This window comes from Phreatobacter sp. (assembly GCF_022843985.1).
Taxonomy (GTDB): Bacteria; Pseudomonadota; Alphaproteobacteria; order Rhizobiales; family Phreatobacteraceae; genus Phreatobacter.
The window spans coordinates 130,087-145,826 of the sequence record NZ_JALHMP010000002.1; the positions used below are offsets into that span (position 1 = coordinate 130,087).

Here is a 15,740-nt window from a genome sequence, read left to right on the forward strand (position 1 = left end):
GCGTCCCGCCGCGTCGGTTGATTTCCTGACGCGATGGCCGCATGGAAGCAAGGCTGGCGCCTCGATATTTCCAAACGATGTCGATCCCGCGTCGGTTTGCATTCTTCCGTTTTTTCGCCGCTTTCCCCGCTAGGGTGCCGCTCGATGCGCGACAGCAGAACTCCCGACCCCGTCGAGACCCAGCTCGTTCTGGTGACGCCTGTCCTGGACGATCCGGAGGACTTCGCGTCGGTTCTGGCCAAGGCCCTCGCGGTCGGCCCGGTCGCCGCTGTGATCGGCCGTTTCGCCGCCTGCGACGAGCGCACGCTGGTCAACCGCATCAAAGTCCTCACGCCCGTCGCCCAGAAGGGCGGCGCTGCCTTCATGGCCGAGGCGCCGGCCGAAGCGGTGACGCGCGGTGGCGCCGACGGCATGCACCTCCTCTATCAAGCCGAGGCCGTCGCCGAGGCGGTCGCGAGGCTCTCCCCGCAGCGCATGGTCGGTGTCGGCGGCCTCAAGTCGAAGGATGACGCCATGGCGGCTGGCGAGGCTGGCGCCGATTACGTGATGTTTGGCGAGCCACAATCCTCCCGTTATGCCGAGAAGGACGGGGTCCTGCCGCCCTTCCATGCCGTGGTCGAGCGGGTCGCCTGGTGGGCCGAGGTGTTCCAGGTGCCCGTCGTCGGGTTCGCTCCCGATCTCGCCGGAACCGAGGCCCTCGCCCGGGTGCGTGCCGATTTCGTCGCCCTCGCCGGGCCTGTCTGGGATCATCCCGCCGGGCCGGCGGCCGCCGTTGCCGAGGCCTTGGCCCTGGCGCGTGCGGGGGCGGCCGCATGACGCGCGGGGCTCTCGCCGCCCTTCTTGTGTGGCTGGCGGCGGCAGCTCCCGCCATGGCGCAGACGCGGCCGGCGTCCCGCCCGGCGGTGCCTGCCTCCACTCCACCCGCAAATCCGGCGCCGCGGGCGGAGCCCCCCAGCGCCGACTCGGCCTATGCCGCCTACCAGCGCGGCCACTATCTCACCGCTTTCCGCGAGGCAACGGAACGGGTCGAGGCCCTCGCCGATCCCGTCTCGATGACGTTGCTGGCCGAGCTCCACGCGGCCGGCATCGGCATTCCGCAGAACGAGGAGCGGGCGCTCGGCTGGTACCGCCTCGCCGCCGAGCGCGGCGACCGCAACGCCGTTTTCGCACTGGGCATGATGCATATGGACGGCCGTGCCGGCCAGGCCCGCGACCCGGCCCTCGCGCGGCCCTTCTTCGAGCGAGCGGCCAGTCTCGGCCATATCGCGGCTGCCTACAATCTCGGCCTGCTTGCGCTTGCCGGCGATGGCGGCCCGCGCGATCCCGCCGCGGCCGCGCGATGGTTCCAGATGGCCGCCGATCTCGGCAGTGCCGATGCCCAGTACGCCTTCGCCGTCCTGCTCAAGGACGGTAACGGCGTGCCCGTCGACCTGCCGCGCGCCGCGACCTATATGGGCCGCGCTGCGGCACAGGATCTCATCGAGGCGCAGATCGATTTCGCCGTCATGGTGTTCAACGGGCAGGGCCTGCCGCGGGACGAGGCGCGCGCCGCGGCGCTGTTCCGCAAGGCGGCGCTGCGCGGCAACCCGCTCGCCATGAACCGCTATGCCCGCCTGCTCGCCGCCGGCCGCGGGACACGCCCGGATGCGCAGAAAGCGGCCCAGTGGCACATGACCGCCCATATGCTCGGCGCGCCCGACAACTGGCTCCAGGAATTCGTCAAGACCATGGATCCTGTCCAGCGCGACGCTGCCGAACGTGGCGCGCGTGAATGGCTGCGGTGAGGTCGCAGGCGCGCGGCGCTTGACCGTGACGCCACGCGCGGGCATGACCCCCGGAAAGCCAGCCGAAAGATCGATATGCTCCGTTCCGCCCTTCTCAACGTCATGGTCGGCGCCGCCCTCAAGGCCGGCCGCAGCCTCAAGCGCGACTTCGGCGAGGTCGAGCATCTGCAGGTCTCGCTGAAGGGGCCGGCCGATTTCGTTTCCGCCGCCGACCGCAAGGCCGAGCAGATCGTCATGGCCGAGCTCATGAAGGCCCGCCCGGGCTACGGATTCATCGGCGAGGAGGGTGGCAAGATCGAGGGGACCGATTCCACCCATACCTGGATCGTCGACCCGCTCGACGGCACCACCAACTTCCTGCACGGCATTCCGCAATTCGCCGTATCCATCGGCCTTGAGCGCAACGGCGTGCCCGTCGCCGGCGTCGTCTACAACCCCGCCAATGACGAACTCTACGTCGCCGAGCGCGGCACCGGCGCCTTCCTCAACGACCGCCGCCTTCGCGTCTCCGCCCGCACCAAGCCGGAAGCCAGTGTCGTCGGCGGGGGCATCCCGCATATCGCCCGTGGCGACCATGTGCAGTTCCGCAACGAGTTGAAGGTGGTGCAGTCGCGCTTTGCCGGCATCCGTCGCATGGGCGCCTGCGCCCTTGATCTCGCCTATGTCGCGGCCGGCCGTTTCGACGGCTTCTGGGAGCGCGGTGTTCATCCCTGGGACATGGCGGCCGGGATCGTCCTGATCCGCGAGGCCGGCGGTTTCGTCACCGATTGCGACGGGCATGACAACATGATGCTGAACGGCACGATCTGCGCCGGCAACGAGCCGATCCAGAAGGCCCTGCTCGCTGCCGTCAAGGAAGGCCAGCGGGGCTGAGATGGGGCAGGCCAAGCGGCGCAAGGACGCGGGCGAGCGCCTCTCCCACTGCCGCACCTGCACCTATTGCTGTTCGCTGCCGCAGATCGAGGCGCTGACCAAGCCGGCCTACCGTCCGTGCAACCATATCGCTGATGGTGGCTGCTCCATTCACGGCCGTCCCGAGCGGCCCGGGGCATGCTCCGCCTATGCCTGCGCCTATCTCACCGCGCGCCTCGCCAATGCCCCCGACCGCAACCGAATTCCCCACCCCCTCGATTGCGGCGCCTATTTCCACCGCGGCCCCCACGAGAAGGTGATCTTCGTCTTCGTCGATCCGGCGCGCCCCTTTCTCTGGAAGGCCTCCTCGCTCCTCATCGACTTCCTGCGCCTCCAGGTTGGCGCCGGCTTCGTGCTCTTCGTCACTGACCGCGGCCGTCAGATGGTGATCCGCGATTCCGGCACGTTCGCGGAAATCCTTGCCCGCGATTTCGTCGCCATGGCTGATCGGGACGGGCGTCCGCTCGACGTGCCGAGTTTCAGCCAATTCGGCGCTACTCCCTCTGCGTGACCCTGCCGCGGTGCCGCTGGGTGAGCTTTACCTCCCTTTAAAGCGCCCGATGACAGACTGTCGTCAGGACAGGACCCCCATGTATCGCGAGATGTTCCACAAGGGGATCGAGTGGCGCGCTCACGCCCATGCGATCCGTCAGCTCTACGGCACCTGGCTGGCGCTGCGCGCCGACAACCGGGCCGTGCCGTTCCGCGAATTCGATCCGGCGACGATGGGGGACATCGCCGACGACATGATCGTCTTCCGTCCGGCAGGCAATGGCGACATGGTCTACAGCCATTACGGTCGTTCGCTCGTCGACCGGGTCGGCACCGACATGACGGGTCAGGCCAGTTCCAGAATCCGCGAGTCGGTCGGTGCCTTCTTCCGCGAGTGCAACGCCCGCGTTCTGGAGAGCGACCAACCGCTGCTGACCCTTCACCGCAGCGCCTTGTCCGGGCAGGTTCATCTGTGGGAGCGGCTGGTCCTGCCGTGCCGCGATGCGGATGGCGAGCCGGTCATCGTCATCATTGCCAAGCCACGGCAGTTCCGGGACGACTTGTTGGCGGCCGTGCTCGACGCCTCGCTCGATGCGATCGTGGCGGTGCATCTTGTCCGCGACGATGCCGGAATCCCTGTCGACGGGGAGTTCGTCTCGGTCAACCGCCGTGCCGCCGAATGGAGCGGCGTGACCGTCGAGGCCATGCTCCACCAATCCTCGGTTCTGACCCTTTGCCCCTGGCTCGTGGAGAGCGGCCTGTGGCGGCGCTATGTCGACGTCGCCTTGACGCGAGAGCCGCTGCAACTCGTCACCCGCTATCCCTGCGCCGATGCGGAGCGCTGGCTCGAGATCGCCTGCGTGCCCTTCGGCGACGGCTTCATGGTAACCCAGGCCGACATCACCGAGCGCAAACAGGCCGAGGATGCCATGCGGCAGTCCCAGGCCGAATATGCCCGGGCAAACGCGGCGCTGAAGGCCGAGATTCTGCGCCGTCAGGCCCTCGAGGATGAACTCAGCCACCTCGCCACGCGCGACAGCCTGACCGGAGCGCTGAACCGTCGGGCCATCACACAGGGCCTGCGCGACGCCATGGCGCGATCCGCCCGCTACGCCCATCCCGTGTCGATCGTCACCATGGACCTCGACCATTTCAAGCATATCAACGATCGCTTCGGCCATGCCGGCGGCGACGCCGTTCTGCGGCGCACCGTCGACCTGCTCACCCACGGTCTGCGCGAGGATGTGGATATGGTTGGCCGTCTGGGCGGCGAGGAATTCGTCGTCGTCCTGCCCCATATTGGAGCGGCGGAAGGCGTCGGTGTCGCCTGCCGCATGCGCGAGCTGCTCGCCGGCGCCAGCGTCGATCACCCGGACGGTGATATCCGCTTCACCGGCTCGTTCGGCGTCGCCGCCTGGGACGGCCGCGAAACCATGGATCGTCTGCTGAGCCGCGCCGATGCCGCGCTCTACCGGGCCAAGGCCGCGGGTCGTGACCGGGTCGCGCTCGATGAGGGGCTCGGCGATATCCACGTTCTCGACCATGGCAGCGTTGTCCCGCTGCAGCCCTCGGCGGACCCGCCTCCCTTCACGCCGTCGACCCGGCAGGGAACGGCCCCGCGCGCGCCGCGTCGAGCCAGACGGCAAGCGCCTGTTCTGCCGCCGCAGGCGTGAGCCAGAGGGCCTCCGGCATCTGGTGGCGGAACCAGGTCTCCTGGCGTTTCGCATAGGCGCGCGTGTCGCGCTGGCCGCGCGCAACGGCCTCGGCGAGGGAGAGATCGCCCGCCAGATGCGCGACAAGCCCCGGCACCCCATGGGCCCGCATGGCGGGCAGTGTCGGATCGAGCCGCCGCATGGCAAGCGCCTCCACCTCGGCCAGCGCCCCTGACGCCATCATTGCCTCGAACCGCCGGTCGATCCGCGCCCGCAGCAGCTCCCGCTCGACGGTCAGGAACACCGTCGCAAGGTCGTAACCGGCCAGTACGGCGGCCTCCCGCCCGGCCTCCTGCCAATGGAGGAGCGGCCGTCCCGTGGCCTCCAGCACCTCGATGGCCCTGAGGATGCGCTGGGGATCGCTCGGCCGCAGCCGCGCCGCTGTCGCCGGATCGCGCGCGGCGAGGTAGGCGTGCAGGTCGGCCGGCGAGTGGCGCGCAGCCTCTAGCCGAACGCGCTCGCGCACGGCGGGAGAGACCTGGGGAATGGCCGAGAGGCCCGTGGTCAGCGCCTTGAAATAGAGGCCGGTGCCACCGACAAGGATCGGCAGGGCGCCCGCCGCCAGCGCCGCCGCGATCTCGGTTCCCGCCGCCGCGACCCAGCGTCCCGCCGAGAAGGTTTCGGCGGCTTCCACCGTGCCGTAGAGCCGGTGCGGGGCGAGCCCGGTCTCGGCCGCGGAGGGGCGAGCGGTGATGATGGCGAGGTCGTGATAGACCTGCATGGAATCGGCATTGATGACGACGCCGCCGAAGCGGCGGGCGAGGTCGAGAGCCAGTGCCGACTTGCCGCTCGCCGTCGGACCTGCGATGAGGACGGCCCTCGGCCTGTGGCCCTTGCGGGAAACCTCATCTTGACCCACGTCGCGACCCTCATCGCCCATCCGCACAATCCGGTTCTGACCGCCGACGTCATCGCCGCCGCGGCGGCGCGGCTGCCGGGCGCCGGTAACCCGGCGATTCTCGACGCGGGCGTCGCCGCCGACATTCCTTTCGCACCTGGGGGGAATGCCGACAACCGCCTGCTTGCCGACGACCTGCGCGGCGCGCTTGCCGGCCTTGCCCTCGACGTCGTCGTGCAGCCGGTCGCCGGCCGGGCCAAGCGGCTGTTCCTTGCCGATATGGATTCGACCATGATCGGCCAGGAATGCATCGATGAACTGGCAGATCTCGTCGGACTCAAGGACCATGTCTCGGCCATCACCGAGCGGGCCATGCGCGGCGAGATCGCCTTCGAGCCGGCGCTGCGCGAGCGCGTCGCTCTGCTCAGGGGGCTATCGGCGACGGTGGTCGACGATGTCGTCGCGCGGCGCATCACCCTGACTGGCGGCGGCCCGGAACTGGTGCGCACCATGCGGGCCCGCGGCGGCTACACGGCCCTCGTTTCCGGGGGGTTCACGCTCTTCACTGCGCGGATCGGCGCGATGATCGGCTTCCACGAGGACCGGGCCAATCTCCTTGAGGTGGAGAACGGCCTGTTTGCGGGCACCGTGCGCGAGCCGATCCTCGGCCGCGAGGCGAAACGCGAGACGCTGGTGGAACTGCGCAGCCGCTTCGGCCTGTCGCCCGGACAGACCATGGCGGTCGGCGACGGTGCCAACGATCTCGCCATGCTCGGCGAGGCCGGCATCGGCATCGCCTATCACGCCAAGCCAAAAGTGGCCGAGGCCGCCGCGGTGCGCATCGACCATGGCGACCTGACGGCGCTGCTCTTCATGCAGGGCTATCGCCGCACCGACTTCGTCCTGTGAACCGGCCAGCCGTGCGGCCTGCCGGCATCGCCTGAGATCAGCGCAGTGTCAGCGCCACGAAGCGGCGATCCCCCTCTGCATTGGCCACGAGGAACAGGGCCGAGTTGCGCCCTTCGGCACGCAGAGCCTCGATCCGTCGCGTCACGTCCGCCGGAGAGTTGACCGGTTCGTTCTGCACTTCGAGGATGACGTTGCCGGCCTGGATCGCGCGCTCGGCAGCACGCGAATTGGGGTCGACCTGGGTCACCACCACGCCGCGCACGTCATCACGGACCCGGAAGCGCTGGCGCATTTCCTGGGTCAGCCCCGAGAGCTGAAGGCCAAGCGCCGACACGGTCGGATTGGCCGGGCGCGGTGCCTGTCCCTGAGGTTGCTGGCCGGTCGAGGCCTGCTGGATATTGCCTTCGCGACGCCCGAGCGTGACCGTCAGCGTCTCCTCCTTGCCACCGCGCATGACGATGACCGGCACGGCCTTGCCGACGGCCGTCTCCGAGACGATGCGCGGCAGCTCGCGCGAATTACGCACCTCGCGGCCGTCGAACTTGACGATGACGTCGCCGGTCTTGATGCCGCCGGGGCCGGCCGGGCCATTCGGCTCGACGCCGGCAATCAGGGCACCGCGGCGCGCGCCGAGGTTGAGGCTCTCTGCGATCTCGTCCGTCACCTCCTGAATGCGCACGCCGAGCCAGCCGCGCCGCGTCTCGCCGAATTCGCGCAGCTGCGCGATGATCGGCCTCGCCGTATTGGACGGGATGGCGAAGGCAATGCCGATATTGCCGCCGGTCTGCGAGAAGATGGCGGTGTTGATGCCGATGACGTCGCCGGCCATGTTGAAGAGCGGACCGCCGGAATTGCCGCGGTTGATGGCCGCATCGGTCTGGATGTAGTTGTCGAAGGGCCCGGACTGGATGTCGCGGTTCTTGGCCGAGACGATGCCGGCGGTCACCGTGCCGCCGAGGCCGAGCGGATTGCCGATCGCCATGACCGCCTCACCGATCCGGATCCGGTCGGAATCGGCCATGTTGACCGCCTTGAGCGGGCGCGTCGGCTGCACCCGCAGCACCGCGACGTCGATCTCGCGGTCGCGGCCGACGAGTTCCGCTTTCAAGCGCGTGCCGTCGTTGAAGATCACCGTGATTTCGTCGGCATTGTCGATGACATGGTTGTTAGTGATGACGATGCCGCTGGAATCGATCACAAAGCCCGAACCGAGGGATGACTGGCGGCGCTGCGGCGTCTGCTGTCCGTTGGGGCCGCCCGGCGGGTTTTCGCCGCGGCGACGGAAGAATTCCTCGAACAGCTCGTCGAAAGGCGCGCCGGGTCCCGTGCCGGGGCCCCCGGGGGCCCCGGGGGGGCCAGGACGGCGGCCGGGCTGGCCGGGACGCTGGCCTGGCGCTGCGTCGACCCGGCTTGAGGTCGAGATGTTGACGACCGCATCCATGACCCGTTCGGCGAGGTCCGACAGGTCGATCGCCTGGCGGGCCTCGGCGCGCGGCGTGGCGCCGGGGCTGAGAGCAAGGCCGGTGCCGAGGGCGAGGGCGAGGCTGGCCGCAGCGAGGCGGTTGCCGATCCGATTCGTCATCATCGAGATCCTGGTGGAATATCCGGAAGAGAAGGGGGGCGGGAGCCTGCGGGCGCCAATGGCATCGGCTTCGGCAGAGCGGTCATCGGTCATGTCACATCTCCGTTCGGCCAAGTCATGAACGCCCGCCATGTTTCGGCGGAATTGCATCCGGACATAATCTCATGAAATGGGGCGCCATGGCGACATCGGAAAGGCCCCGGAGGGCCCGCGGCAGGCCTGGGCTCATCACACCTGTTTGAAGGCGTCGTCGACCGGCACCTGGAGGGCGGTCGCCAGGCGGTTCGTCTCGGCGGCCATGGCGACAACCGCGACAAGCTCCATGAACTGGGCATCGCTCATGCCCTTGGCGCGTGCCGCCGCGCCGTGCGAGCGGATGCAGTATTCGCAGGAATTGGCCATGGAGACGGCGACGTAGATGAGCTCCTTGGTCAGCGGATCGAGCGCCCCCGGCGCCATCACCTGCCGGATGCTCTCCCATGTCCGCTTCAGTGCGACCGGGTCATGGGCGAGAACGCGCCAGAAATTGTTGACGAATTCGGTCTGCCGTGTCGCCCGGATGTCGGCGAAGACCGCCGCCGCCTCGGCCGACAGGTCCGAGTCCGCCAGCGGTGCCATCATCGTCATGGCCGTCTCCTCCCGAACAGCCGGCTCAGCCGGCGATGTCCTCGATCAGCCCGCCGAGGATGGTTCCCCGCGGCAGGATCGAGCGAATGTCGCAATATTCTTCCTTGGTATGGATGCCTCCGCCCCACACGCCGAGGCCGTCGAGCGTCGGCACGCCCATCGCCCCGGTGAAATTGCCGTCCGAGCCGCCGCCGGACTGCATGTGGTCGATCGGGTAGCCGTGCCGGTCGGCGATCGCCTTGGCCTTGGCGTAGAGCGCCATCGTGCCTTCGCCGGCGAGAAAGAGCGGGCGCACAGGTCCGGGCTCGATGGTGATGCGGGTGTTGGGGAAGGGCGGCCGCAGCGTGCGCAGACGCACGTCGATGTCGGCGAGGTCCTCCGGCGTTGCCGCCACGCACAGGACCTCCGCCGAGCACAGCACCGGCACGACGTTGACCCAGGTGCCGGAATTGACACGCCCGACCGCAAAGGTCTGGCCGCGCTCGTAGTCCGACCAGTCCTCGATGGTCTCGATGATCCGCGCCATGGCCCGAATCGAGGACACGCCGCGGCTGATGGCGGCGCCGGCATGGGAGGGGCGACCGTGGACATGGACCATGTAGCGCACGACGGCGTGGCGGCCTGACGTGACGAAATGGTCGCGCCCGGGCTCGGGGACCAGGACATGAGCCGCCTTCGCGGCCTCCGCCTCGATGGTCATTCGCGAAGACGGCGACCCCACCTCCTCGTCGGGAATGAGAACGACGGTGACGCTGCGGCGCAGGCGCCCCCCCTTCTGGCGGATCAGCTTGCCGAGGACGTGGAGCGCCAGCACCGTGCCGCCCTTCATGTCGGTGACGCCCGGCCCGTAGAGCCGGTCGCCCTCGCGGCGGATGGGCAGCGGACCGGCGAGCGTTCCCACGGCGTGGACGGTGTCGACATGGGCGAGGATGAGGAGGCCGGGTCCCGGCTCGGTCCCTGCCAGGCGGCCGATGACGATGTCGCCGAAACCCTGTGTGCCCGGTAGCCTGTCGATGTCGAAGCCCATGACGCCGAGGTCACGCGCCCCTTCGTCCATCATGCGGTTGACGGCCGCGGCATCATAGGTCGGACTCTCGATCGAGGCCCAGCGCATGATGTCGGCAACGACCTGTTCGACATCTGTGGTCACGGACATGCAAGGCTCCTCCTTTGACGTTGCGGGAGCCTAGAACCGCCATGGCCGCCGCGTCTATGGCCGCTGCGGCTCACGAGCTATGATGCCGAAGTTCTGCCCGCCGAAGCGCTGCTCGATCTGCTCGATGCGCTTTTCGTGGTCCCGCCAGTTGAAGCGGCTGGTCGAGCGCTGGCCGGGAGGCGGTGTTTCCGCACCGGTCGGCACGGTGATGCCGCGTGCCAGCGGCGATCCGATGGCGGTGAGATGCACCACGGCACGTCGGCAATATTCGAGCGACAGGGCGCTCATCTCCGTTTCGTCCCAGCCGGCGCGGTACTTCATCAGGGCCTGGCAGAGGTTGCCGCCGGACCTTTCCCAGGCGCCGGCGAGATAGGTCATGCCGAGGCGGACGTTGGTTTCCGGGTCGAACAGGTCCTGGATCGTGCCGTCGAATCCCAGTTGCCGCGCGATGGCCGGGCGCACCTGCATGAGGCCGATATCGTCGACGAGGCCGACGGCATGCGGATCATAGGCGCTTTCCACCATGACCACCGCGTCGGCGAGGTCGATCGGTACGCGCAGGGCTGCGGCGAGCCGGCGCACGGTCGGGTAGTGTGCCCGCCGTCCGACGAGGTAGCGGGTGTCGGAAAAGGCTCGGCCCTCGAAGCGCCGCGGCGGCGCCTCGGCGAAGGGGGCCTCAAGCTGCGGCAGGTCGGTGGCCGTGTCGACGGCGGTGGGCTCGGCGGGCCGCGGGGATGTGGCGGGAGCGCGCGTTGCACCTCCAGCTCCCGTCGGCGGCATTTGGGCATTGATTACGGCGGGATGGCTATCGGGAATGGCCGGCGCCCGTCGGCTCGCGGCCTCGGTCTCGCGGAATGCATCGTCGATCAGACCCGGCGTGGCCTGGCCTGCCGTCGGCTCGGGACGGACCGGTGACGCGGTCACGGGCGGCACCGGCGGAGCAACAGGGGCAGGGGCCGGGGCGACCGACGGAACCGTTGCGAGTTCCGGCGCCGCCACCGGTTCCCCGTCGCCGGCATCAGCCGGTCGCGGTTCCGGAACCGGGGCCGTCCGGGGTGCCCGCACGACCGGGCGGGCCGGGCGCGGGGCCTGCTGTCCGGCTGGCGGCTGAGAGACCCCGGGTGGCGTCAGGTCGAGCTGGGCATGGGCCGGCATCGCGGTTAGAACCACGGCGACGGCGGCAATGGACATCAGCGGCAGGCCGGTACGCATCAGAGGAAGTCTAACCCGAGCGGGGCGGTCGATGCCACCCGGCAGGAAAACTCATCCCGAACGCATGCGGCTTCCCACCAGCACGACGACGGCCACGGCCAGCGCGAAGATGATGGTTTCTGGCCCCACCGCCTCACCGTTGGCGGCTGCCGCGACGGCGAGCGTCACGAAGGTTTGAAGCAGTTGCACCTGCCCGACGCGGGCGATGCCACCCAGCGCCAGGCCGGCATTCCAGAAGAAGAAGCCGATATACTGGCTGAACAGGGCCACATAGGCGAAGCTCCACCAGGCGGAGGCGGGGACCGCGCCCGGATCAGCCGGCGCAAACCACCATGCCGCGGGAATCGTCGCCGGGAGAGACAGAACCAGCATCCAGGAAACGACCTCCCAGCCCGGCCTGCTGCGGGTGAGCATGGCACTGACCGTATAGCCGAGCGCGGCAGCTGCCACGGCAAGGAGGAGAAAGACGTCGCCGGCCGACAGATGCAGCCCGCCGGCCTGCCGCAGGGCAAAGACGCAGACGAGTCCCGCCCCGACGATCCCCATCAGCCAGAAGCCGAGGGAGGGCCTCTCCCCGGAGACGAGAGCCGCAGCGACGGCGGTCGCCAGCGGAAGGACGCCGAGCACCACGCCGCCGTGGCTGGCCGGCACCGTGACCATGGCCAGCGCCGTCAAGCCGGGAAAGCCGGCGATGAGGCCGGCCATGGCGATGCCGTAGAGCGGCAGGTCCCGCCGGTCAGGTAGCGGGCGCCGCAGGATGGCAAGGATCGCGGCCGCGAGAATACCGGCGCCGGCGGCGCGTCCGAAGGTGACGAACCAGGGGTCAAGCGCGGCGACGGCAAGCCGTGTCATCGGCAGTGTCGCGCCGAAGATCACGACACCGACGAAGCCGAGGCCTAGCCCGAGGAGGATGCGGGGGGAGGGAGAGGAAGGCATGGACCTTGGCTCGGGTGGCCGGTCATCCGTCTCACACAACGACACGTGTGGGCCAATGCATTTGGCTGATGGATGGCATTCAGGGCGCACGGCCTTGTCGGCTGACGGCTCTCAGTCCCTCATCCGGTCGAGCTTCTCGCGGATCTCGGCCAGCGGCGCGAGGGCGGCGGCGAAGGGCCCGCGCCCGACCTGCGCCAGGATGTCGGCGAGCAAGGGGCCGAGCCGCTGAAGGCAGTCCGCATGCATGGCGCGGCCGGCATCGGTGATCGCGACCAGACGGCTGCGCCCGTCGCTCTCGTCCGCGACGATCTCGACCAGGCCCTTCGGTTCGAGCCGCTGCAACGTCGAGGTCATGGTCGCCCGCGTGACCTGGAAGGCGCTGGCGAGGTCCGAGGGGCGCTTGCGACCGCCGAGCCTGACGAAGTGGTTGAGAATGGAGAACTGGGCGAGCGTCATCCCCTCCGGCATGACGCGCTCGAAGGCGGTGCTCGACAGCTGCGCGATGATGCCGACCTCGTTGAACACGCGGAACAGGAGGTCGGCGTCGCTGGCGGGGGCTTGTCGGGTCATGCGGTCCTGATTCGCGAGGCCGCAGGCCAGCGTGGCGTCTGCGGTACGGCTGGACCGTAGCCCAATCGCGCCAGCATGTGCAGTCGCTTGGGCCGCCCGGTGCCGAGGAGCTGGTCGAGTTCCGCGCGGGTCGCGTCCATCTCCGGGAATTCCTGCAGCGCCTGGCTCACCGGCTGCATGGACAGTCCGAGCGCCGTCGCCGTCAGGTTGGCCCTCATATAGGCGCGTCCTGCCGCGAATTCGCCGCCGCGGCCGTCGTCATCAGCCGTGACGGTGAGATAGGCCGGCGTCGCCGCCAGCATGGCGCGGTACATGTCCTGGCCCTGCCGGAATGCGCTGGAGGCAGGGTCTGCCAGCTGCGCGCGGGACAACTGGCCAACGAGGGACAGTCCTTCGAGAAAGGCACCACCGAGCGAAATCCCGTCGGGACTGGCCTCGATCTCACGGCGGCCGATGCGCATCAGGTCGACGCTCTCCTTGTGCGTGCGCGCGGTGCGGCTCTCGACATCCCACGCCGCCCAGGTGAGGGCGCGCAGCCGCGCGGTCATCCGCGCCTCCGTGATGGTTGCGACCTCAAGGCCGGGCGAGGACAGCGCGGCGAGCGCGGACAGGGCGGCTGCGGGAACGGGCCGGGCCATGTCATAGGGTCGTTTCGTCGACCGGCGCGCCGCCACATGCGCGAACAGCGGATCGGGCGACGCGGCCTGATCCTGCACCAGCGTCAGATGGGCCACCGGCCGGCGATCGAGGCGCGGCCGTGCCGCGCCGTCCGGAAAGGGCGTGACATCGAGCCGGTAGCCGATGCCTGTGGCGGCGATGCGCGCAAGCTCGCAGAAGCAGCCGAGGCCGATGAGGATCTGCCGGTCGAACGGGTCGGTCTCGGGCAGCCGGCGGTCGAGGTCGCAATAGAGGGTCATCGACGTCGGGCCGGTCAATTCCACGATCCACGGCTGACGGTTGTGCGGGTTGGGCGCGAGGATCGCATGGCCGATGACGAAGCGACGGGGGTCCTGCCTGGTCGTGGCGGCTTCGGCCCAGGGCAGCAGCGCCGCCGTCGGGGTCCGGGTCAGGGCGAAGGCGGTAGCACCGGTGGCGGCGACGAGGCCGGTGGCGGCGGAGGAGAGAAGGAACAGGCGGCGGTTCATGCGAAGCTCCTATTGTTTGATGTCGAACTATATAATTCGATATCAAACTGAACGGTCGCCGTCAATCTCATTTGATGTCAAATCAAATGGGGAGTCGTGGCGGTCGCCGGTCGTCCGCAGCCTTCGCTCCGCAGCCGGGTAAAGTCTGGGGGCGGGCTGTCAGCGCGGCGCACCCCAGGATCGGCTCGCCTGGACCATGGAGGGCAGATCCTGTCGCTGCGGCATGGCGGGCGGGTGAGGCGGCATGTCGGGCATCCGTCCGCCAGCCAGCTCGACCAGGGCCTGGACCCTCTTGGTGATCGAGGGATGGGTCGAGAACAGGTCGGCGAAATCATCCGGATCGTTCTCGAAACACATATCCATGACGCCGGAGGGCACGCCGTCAATATCGGCCCGGCCGGAGATCTTGAGTAGCGCCGAGATCATCGCGTCGGGGTCCTTGGTGAGTTCGACGGCGCCGGCATCGGCGAGATATTCGCGCGAGCGCGACAGGGACAGCCTGACCACGATCGCCAGGATCCACGAGACGACGACCAGGGCGACGCCGATCAGCACGACGACGATGGTGCCGCCGCCCTTGCGGTCGCTGTTCGACGACGACCGGATGCCGCCGCGCAGGAAGGCCCGGAACACCAGTTCGCCGACCAGCGAAACGACCCCGGAGATGACGACGGCGATGATCATCAGCCGGACGTCGCCGTTGCGGATATGGGTCAGTTCATGGGCGAGGACGGCCTCGACCTCCTTGTCGTCGAGCTGGTTGAGGAGCCCGCGCGTCACCGTCACGGTGAACTGCTTCTCGTTGACGCCGGAGGCGAAGGCATTGAGCGCCTCGCTCTCCAGGATCGCCAGTTTCGGCGTCGGCATGCCGCGCGAGATGCACAGGTTCTCCAGCATCCGGTAGAGCTTGGGGTCGTCAGCCGGGGTGATCGTCTGCGCCCCTGTCATGCGGCCGATCAGCGCCACGTTGAACCGGAAGCCGATGAACACCCACAGCGCCGTCGCCGCGGTGACGAAGGGCAGGGCGGTGAGGAAGACGCGGCCGGCCTCTCCGACCAGGTGCCGCCCGAGCGGCGCGCCGGACATGCCATAGCCGATCAGGATGATGCCGAAGGTCATCACATAGGCGAGCAGGAACAGGCCGGCGATGAGGAAGCCGGACCGGATCCTGTTGTTGCGGATATGGCCGTAGAGCCCGTAGGCCGCGCCGATCATCGCGATCCCGGGGTCAGAATTTCACCGTCGGGGCGGTCTCGATCTGGGCCCGCGCCTCCGGCCCGACGTCGAAGAACTCGCGCGACGTGAAGCCCATCGAGGCCGCGAAGAGCACGGCCGGGAAGGCCTGGATGGAGGCGTTGAACTCGCTCACGGCATTGTTGAAGAAGCGGCGAGCGGCGGCGAGCTTGTCCTCGACATTGCCGAGATCGACCTGAAGCTGCTGGAAATTGGCGCTGGCCTTGAGATCGGGATAGGCCTCGCCGAGCGCGAGGAGGCGGCCGACGGCTCCCGAGAGCTGCTGCTCGGCGGCGGCCTGAGCCGCCGGACCATGAGCGCCCTGCGCCGCGTTGCGCGCGGCGATCACCGCATCCAGCGTCGATTTCTCGTGGGCCGCGTAGCCCTTGACCGTTTCAACCAGGTTCGGGACGAGGTCGTGGCGCTGCTTCAACTGCACGTCGATATCGGCAAAGGCCTGGTTGACCCGCTGTCTGAGCCCGACGAGGCCGTTATAGACGAAGACGGCGTAGATGGCGGCGGCGGCGACGATGCCGAGAATGGCCCAACCCATGACGTGGCTCCTGCGCGAACGGACGAACGGCGATGCGGCCCGGTGACAGTGTCACGGGCATGGCCGTTTCGCCAAGACA

At 68.8% G+C, this 15,740-nt stretch carries 16 protein-coding genes; 6 read left to right on the forward strand and 10 right to left on the reverse strand.

The window, feature by feature from the left end; translation table 11 throughout:
* Positions 1–144: 144 nt before the first annotated feature.
* From Q0C57_RS01870 to Q0C57_RS01890, 5 genes are all read left to right on the forward strand, one after another.
* A complete protein-coding gene (locus tag Q0C57_RS01870) occupies positions 145–816 on the forward strand; it encodes a thiamine phosphate synthase (RefSeq protein ID WP_296571251.1) in 672 nt (223 codons plus the stop codon).
* Positions 813–1,784 (forward strand): tetratricopeptide repeat protein, encoded by a 972-nt coding sequence (locus Q0C57_RS01875; RefSeq protein WP_296571254.1) that lies wholly within the window; start codon positions 813–815, stop codon positions 1,782–1,784. Before Q0C57_RS01870 ends, Q0C57_RS01875 begins: the two co-directional genes overlap by 4 nt.
* A gap of 75 nt (positions 1,785–1,859) precedes the next feature.
* Complete coding sequence (locus tag Q0C57_RS01880; protein WP_296571257.1) at positions 1,860–2,657, forward strand: inositol monophosphatase family protein; 798 nt, start codon at positions 1,860–1,862, stop codon at positions 2,655–2,657.
* Between the two features lies 1 nt (position 2,658).
* A complete protein-coding gene (locus tag Q0C57_RS01885; protein ID WP_296571259.1) occupies positions 2,659–3,207 on the forward strand; it encodes a hypothetical protein in 549 nt (182 codons plus the stop codon).
* Positions 3,208–3,286: 79 nt separating this feature from the next.
* Positions 3,287–4,861, forward strand: a complete 1,575-nt coding sequence (locus Q0C57_RS01890) for a sensor domain-containing diguanylate cyclase (RefSeq protein WP_296571262.1) — start codon at positions 3,287–3,289, stop codon at positions 4,859–4,861.
* Here Q0C57_RS01890 and miaA read toward each other — a convergent pair.
* The gene (gene miaA, locus Q0C57_RS01895) at positions 4,776–5,759 is read right to left on the reverse strand and encodes a tRNA (adenosine(37)-N6)-dimethylallyltransferase MiaA (RefSeq protein ID WP_296571266.1); all 984 of its coding nucleotides are present in this window, start codon (positions 5,757–5,759) and stop codon (positions 4,776–4,778) included. The genes Q0C57_RS01890 and miaA overlap by 86 nt on opposite strands.
* Here miaA and serB point away from each other — a divergent pair.
* On the forward strand, positions 5,751–6,647 hold the full coding sequence (gene serB, locus Q0C57_RS01900; protein ID WP_296571269.1) for a phosphoserine phosphatase SerB: 897 nt from the start codon (positions 5,751–5,753) through the stop codon (positions 6,645–6,647). The two genes, miaA and serB, sit on opposite strands and share 9 nt — an antisense overlap.
* 37 nt (positions 6,648–6,684) lie before the next feature.
* Here the strand turns inward: serB and Q0C57_RS01905 are convergent, their stop codons facing one another.
* From Q0C57_RS01905 to Q0C57_RS01945, 9 genes are all read right to left on the reverse strand, one after another.
* Positions 6,685–8,229: a Do family serine endopeptidase gene (locus Q0C57_RS01905; RefSeq protein ID WP_296571546.1), complete on the reverse strand. Its 1,545-nt coding sequence runs from the start codon at positions 8,227–8,229 to the stop codon at positions 6,685–6,687.
* A 228-nt stretch (positions 8,230–8,457) separates the two neighbouring features.
* Positions 8,458–8,856, reverse strand: a complete 399-nt coding sequence (locus Q0C57_RS01910; RefSeq protein WP_296571272.1) for a carboxymuconolactone decarboxylase family protein — start codon at positions 8,854–8,856, stop codon at positions 8,458–8,460.
* A 25-nt stretch (positions 8,857–8,881) separates the two neighbouring features.
* Positions 8,882–10,012 (reverse strand): M20/M25/M40 family metallo-hydrolase, encoded by a 1,131-nt coding sequence (locus Q0C57_RS01915; protein ID WP_296571274.1) that lies wholly within the window; start codon positions 10,010–10,012, stop codon positions 8,882–8,884.
* Positions 10,013–10,066: 54 nt separating this feature from the next.
* Positions 10,067–10,936: a lytic transglycosylase domain-containing protein gene (locus Q0C57_RS01920; RefSeq protein WP_296571276.1), complete on the reverse strand. Its 870-nt coding sequence runs from the start codon at positions 10,934–10,936 to the stop codon at positions 10,067–10,069.
* Positions 10,937–11,275: 339 nt separating this feature from the next.
* Complete coding sequence (locus Q0C57_RS01925; RefSeq protein WP_296571278.1) at positions 11,276–12,160, reverse strand: DMT family transporter; 885 nt, start codon at positions 12,158–12,160, stop codon at positions 11,276–11,278.
* A 111-nt stretch (positions 12,161–12,271) separates the two neighbouring features.
* Positions 12,272–12,730, reverse strand: a complete 459-nt coding sequence (locus Q0C57_RS01930) for a MarR family transcriptional regulator (RefSeq protein WP_296571280.1) — start codon at positions 12,728–12,730, stop codon at positions 12,272–12,274.
* Positions 12,727–13,875 carry a nitroreductase family protein gene (locus tag Q0C57_RS01935; protein ID WP_296571282.1) on the reverse strand — a complete coding sequence of 383 codons (1,149 nt, stop codon included), beginning with the start codon at positions 13,873–13,875 and terminating at the stop codon, positions 12,727–12,729. The genes Q0C57_RS01930 and Q0C57_RS01935 overlap by 4 nt, the downstream gene beginning before the upstream one ends.
* Before the next feature lie 159 nt (positions 13,876–14,034).
* The gene (locus tag Q0C57_RS01940) at positions 14,035–15,090 is read right to left on the reverse strand and encodes a M48 family metallopeptidase (RefSeq protein WP_296571283.1); all 1,056 of its coding nucleotides are present in this window, start codon (positions 15,088–15,090) and stop codon (positions 14,035–14,037) included.
* Positions 15,091–15,103: 13 nt separating this feature from the next.
* Positions 15,104–15,661 (reverse strand): LemA family protein, encoded by a 558-nt coding sequence (locus Q0C57_RS01945; RefSeq protein WP_296571286.1) that lies wholly within the window; start codon positions 15,659–15,661, stop codon positions 15,104–15,106.
* Between the last annotated feature and the right edge of the window lie 79 nt (positions 15,662–15,740).